This window comes from Flavobacterium sp., assembly GCF_044368995.1.
Classification (GTDB): Bacteria; Bacteroidota; Bacteroidia; order Flavobacteriales; family Flavobacteriaceae; genus Flavobacterium.
Genome location: NZ_JBIPMS010000116.1, coordinates 1 through 5,174, shown reverse-complemented (window position 1 = coordinate 5,174; position 5,174 = coordinate 1). Strand labels below are relative to the sequence as shown.

General features: G+C 30.5%; 5 protein-coding genes and 1 pseudogene. All 6 read right to left on the bottom strand.

The genetic code is table 11. The features are described 5' to 3' along the window. Positions 1-152: pseudogene (locus tag ACIQ2I_RS07760) on the bottom strand (tRNA uridine-5-carboxymethylaminomethyl(34) synthesis GTPase MnmE); the annotation flags it as partial. 165 nt (positions 153-317) lie between these two features. Continuing rightward, positions 318-1,436, bottom strand: coding sequence for a DNA polymerase III subunit beta (dnaN, locus tag ACIQ2I_RS07755; RefSeq protein WP_396181852.1), 1,119 nt, complete (start codon positions 1,434-1,436; stop codon positions 318-320). 71 nt (positions 1,437-1,507) lie between these two features. Continuing rightward, complete coding sequence (gene gldG, locus ACIQ2I_RS07750) at positions 1,508-3,193, bottom strand: gliding motility-associated ABC transporter substrate-binding protein GldG (RefSeq protein ID WP_396181851.1); 1,686 nt, start codon at positions 3,191-3,193, stop codon at positions 1,508-1,510. Beyond that, on the bottom strand, positions 3,193-3,918 hold the full coding sequence (gene gldF, locus ACIQ2I_RS07745; RefSeq protein WP_396181850.1) for a gliding motility-associated ABC transporter permease subunit GldF: 726 nt from the start codon (positions 3,916-3,918) through the stop codon (positions 3,193-3,195). The genes gldG and gldF overlap by 1 nt, the downstream gene beginning before the upstream one ends. 217 nt (positions 3,919-4,135) lie before the next feature. Beyond that, positions 4,136-4,432, bottom strand: a complete 297-nt coding sequence (locus ACIQ2I_RS07740) for a putative quinol monooxygenase (protein WP_396181849.1) — start codon at positions 4,430-4,432, stop codon at positions 4,136-4,138. 60 nt (positions 4,433-4,492) lie between these two features. Beyond that, on the bottom strand, positions 4,493-5,174 hold a 682-nt coding region (locus ACIQ2I_RS07735; RefSeq protein ID WP_396181848.1), incomplete at its 5' end, for an S-adenosyl-l-methionine hydroxide adenosyltransferase family protein.

The window sequence follows — 5,174 nt, the reverse complement described above, 5'->3', positions numbered from 1 at the left end:
TGTGTTTTTTGAGTCGCAATATTCTTACCAGAAACCGATTCAAATACTTCGGCAGCTAAAGTAATAGCATCTTTACCTGATAATCGAATAATAGCAATAGCACCCGCACCAGATGGGGTAGCTAAGGCAACTATGGTTTCTTGTGGAATCATTTTTTAAATTTTATTTCTTGGCAAAGATAAAATTTTAGTAATTAGTAATTAGTAATTAGTGAATAGTTTTTTTAGTATAAATTATTACTTGTTTTTAAAATAAAAAAACCACAAAAGCAAAAAAGCAATTGTGGTTTTAAGTAGTAGTTAGGTTAGTTGTATGTTTTAGTTATTAAGCATTACTGGCATAACTAACATAGTAACGGTTTCTCCTTCGTCTAATCCATCAATAGGAGTAAGAATTCCGGCTCTGTTTGGTAATGACATGTCGAGTTGAATTTCATCACTTGTTAAGTTGTTTAACATTTCTGTTAAAAAACGAGAGTTGAAACCAATTTGTAAATCGTCACCATGATAATCACAAGTTAAACGTTCATCTGCTTTGTTTGAATAATCTATATCTTCTGCAGAAATATTTAATTCAGTTCCTGCAATTTTCAAACGAATTTGGTGCGTAGTTTTATTAGCAAAAATCGCTACACGACGAACCGAGTTTAAGAAAGTAATACGACTTAAAATTAATTTATTTGGATTTTCTTTTGGAATAACCGCTTCGTAATTAGGATATTTCCCATCAATTAAACGACAAGTTAAGATGTAGTTTTCAAATGAATAGGTAGCGTTAGAATCATTATAAGCTACTTTAACTTCTGCATCTGAAGTGGCTAAAATTCCTTTTAAAATAGTTAAAGGTTTTTTTGGCATAATAAATTCTGCACTCTGAGATGCTTTTACATCTGCACGAGCATATTTCACTAATTTATGTGCATCTGTTGCTACGAAAATTAAGCCTTCAGTAGAAAACTGGAAAAACACACCACTCATTACTGGACGTAAATCATCATTACCAGTTGCAAAAATAGTTTTCCCAATTGCTGTGGCTAATACTTCTGCAGGAACTATTGTGGTTGAAGGATCTTCTAGTGCTACAGCTTTTGGAAATTCTTCGCCATCTGCATATGCAATAGCATATTTACCCGAATTAGAACTAATTTCAACTGTATTGTTTTCTTCAACTGTAAAAGTTAAAGGTTGCTCAGGGAATGTTTTTAAAATATCTAATAATAATTTCGCAGGAATAGCTACACTTCCCTTACTGTTTGACTCAATTTCTAGACTTGCTGACATCGTAGTTTCTAAATCGGAAGCTGAAACGTGTAATTGATTGTTGTCTAATTCAAATAAAAAATTGTCAAGAATAGGTAACGTGTTGTTACTATTGATAACACTTCCTAAAACTTGTAATTGTTTTAATAAATACGAACTGGATACTATAAAATTCATCATTTTTAATTTTTTTTGCTTTTACAAATATAATGGGTTACAATTAAATCTAAAAATATACTTATTAACAACTAGTAGCTATATTTTTTCTTTCTTAAATACGTAAATATAAATCCGAAAATCGCCAATAAAACAATTGGTAACGCTACAGTTAGCATTTGTGTTTGATTGTAGTTGTCATGCACACTTTGTTTATCTAGCACGGGTAAGGTTACATCTTTACTTCTAATGTTAATAAGTCCGTTATCATCTAAAAGATAATTTACACTATTTAAGATAAATTCTTTATTTCCGAAAAATTGTCCGGTGTATTTATCAAAACCTAATTCAATTGGCACGCCTTTATCTAATTGATTTTTAATCACGTCTCCATCAGAAATTACAATCATTTTAGTTGGAACACTTTTATTTAAAAATGTAGAATCTTTAAAAGGCAAAACACGATTGTTATACATAGAAGTAAAAGATCCTTCTAATAAAGCCGCTACAGGAATTAAACCACCATTGGTATACTCTTTTGGACTGGTTTCTTCTGCAATCATTTCCAAAGAAACCACGCTTGGCGTTCCAATTGCTTTAGAATAAGGTGAACTTTCAAGTAAAACGGTAGTTTTAATATTCGAATTTAATAACTCTATTGGAGAGCAAAAATTGAATTTTACACCATCCGTATTTTTAACAATTGGGTGTTTTTTGGAAGCTGGGTAAATAAATGGCGCCATTTTCCAGTTATAGGTTTCCATTTGACTTTCACTTCCTTCTTTTCCAGAAGCTAATTTTAATGGTGTTCCGTATTCATCTTTAATCATTTGAGGAGTAATTCGGAATCCATATTTGAAAAACATATCAGTTAAATTCAAATCGTTGTTGCTAACTAAAGTTGAACCAGTTTCATTGTACAGATTTTCCATTTCGGCAGTAGTTCCATCAACCAACCAAAGTGTTTTTCCGCCATTCATGATAAATTGGTCTAACACTTGTTTTTCGGCTTCTGTAAATTTTTCTTTTGGTTTTGCAATAATAGCCAAGTCGTAAACATTTAAAGCTTTTAATGTTTTTATTGGCTGCGATACTACAGAATCTAAAGTTATAGGTCCTATATAATAATTATCACGAATGGTTTTTAAAAAATCGGCAATATAAATATCATCTAACTCGCCATTTCCTTTGATAACCGCTATTTTACGTTGTTTTTCTTTAGATATTTTGTAAATGGCTTCTGCAAAAGCATATTCTAAGTGTTGTACTGAACTTTCTACTTTTTTTTCAGTAGATGCCCCCATTAAATTTTTCAATAATTGCACTTTTGCACCTTTATCGCCATAATTTGCAACTGCCCACGGAAAAACAACTTCCTGAGTTTGTTTTCCTTTTTCTTCAACAGTTACGTTTATTGGCGTTAATCCTTTTTCAAAGAATTTTTTCATGACTTCAACACGCTCGCCTTCTTTTTCAATCGGATTTACGAATTGAAAACTAATGTTTGAATTATAAGCGGTGAATTCTTCTAATAACTGACGTGTTTCTGATTGTAACTTTTTGAAATCTGCTGGAAAATTACCTTCTAAAAATACATCAATTAACATAGGCGAATCTACACCATCAATAATTTTTTTTGTGGTTTCAGAAAGGGTATATCTTTTGTCTTGCGTAACATCAAAACGCTTGTAAATATAATAACTAGCAAAGTTTAATAAAAACAAACCCAGTGCTAAAAATCCTAATTTCTTTAAACTTTTTTTTTGAACGTCTTTCATTACCATTTAAGCGATTTAAGTTGATAAACAGTTCCAGCTAAAAATAAAATGGTGATACTAATAAAATAAATAATATCTCGAGTGTCCAATACGCCGCGACTCATACTTTTAAAGTGAAAATCCATTCCTAGATTTTTAATAAATCCACTGAAATTGCCAAATAAATTGGATAATCCATCAAACCCAAAATAAAAGAAAAAGCATAAAAAAACAGCAATAATAAAAGCTACTATTTGATTTTCTGAAAGGGTAGAGGTAAAAACTCCAATGGAAGTGTAAGCGGCAATTAAGAATAACAATCCAAAATAGGAGCCAATGGTACTGCCATAATCAAAACTATTTTGAGCTGCTGTAAAGTTAGAAACTATAAATACGTAAAAAAATGTAGGTATTATGGCAATTAAAATTAAAACAAATGCACCCAAAAATTTACCATTTACTATTTCCCAGAGGCTTAAAGGTTTAGTAAAAAGTATTTCTAATGTGCCTTGTTTTTTTTCATCTGAAAAACTTTTCATAGTCACTGCTGGAATTAGGAAAATAAATATCCATGGTGCCAATTTAAAAAATGGACTCATATCAGCATATCCTGAATTTAAGATGTTAAAATCTCCATCAAAAACCCATAAAAATAATCCATTTAGCAAAAGAAAAATGGCAATTACTAAATACCCAATTGGCGAACCAAAAAAAGATTTTATTTCACGTAGCAATACTGCTTTCATATTTAAGACTTGTTTTAATGCTTACAAAAGTAATTTATAAACTTGAAATTTGAAACTTTAATTTAGATATGACTATTTGTACAGCAGTTTTTTGCCACGAATTTTCGAATGTTACTTTGATTGTTATAATTTTATTCGAATTAATGATCGACTAAGTCGATACAAATAAATATAATTTTTGAATTTTAAAATTCGTGAATTCGTGGTTTTTAATGCCTTATGCCAAAGTATCTAATTTATCTACGCTCCACGCTACTGGTTTTTCGGCAAAAAGTGTTTTGGTATGACTCCAAACTTCATTAAATAAAGTCGATTTTCTGTATTTTTCTAATGCTTTTTCATCTTTCCAATAACTGTAAGTAAAAAAAACGCGCGCATCTTGTTTATCTTGATATAATTCTAAAAATTCATTGCCTTCAAAACTTCTTATTTGATGTTTAACTTCATTAAAATTGTTTAAAAAAGCTGCTATTTTATCTTCTTGAAAAGTTAATTTCACTATTCGTACCAACATAATTTTTAGATTTTTAAATCGTAAATCCCAAATCGTAAATCCCAAATCGTAAATCCAAAATTATTCACTGAATTCCACAATTACAGCATCTTGCATTTTTAAACCTAATAAAGTGTGTGCCGATCCAGAGCGGTTTGGATTGCTTCTGTAAACGGCAATTTCTAAAAAACCATCTTGATTAAAAAGTGCAATTTCATTTCCCGCCATCGCATTTAAATTGGTTGATTTGTTATTTTTAAAATCGGCATAATTGTTCTTTACTCTATTAATGGTGTAAACAGAAAAACGAACAATATATTGTCTTCCTTTAGCTACTTCTTCAATATAATTTTTCGAAATATTAGTCACACAATTACCAAAATCATCAATGTATATAATATGTCCGCGAATAAATTTTAAATTTTGATCCAAAATAGGAACTAACCTATTCATTTTCTTAATTTCAGTTATTGGAGTACCAATTACTGTCATTTCGCCTCCTTTTGCCAAATGAGTAGCCACCGTTGCAAAAACATCTAAATCGCTTGAACCATCAATTAATCGGTCGTGAATAATAATTTGGACTATTTTTTCAGGATTTTTTTTATTGGTTAAACCTCCAAAAATTCCATTATCAGCACCGATAAAATAATGTCCGTCATACAGCATAGCTATATGAATAGTGTCTCCATTTCTAGTAGCGTCAACAGCTACAACATGCACCGTTCCTTTTGGAAAATGGTAATATGAAGCAGCTAGCAAA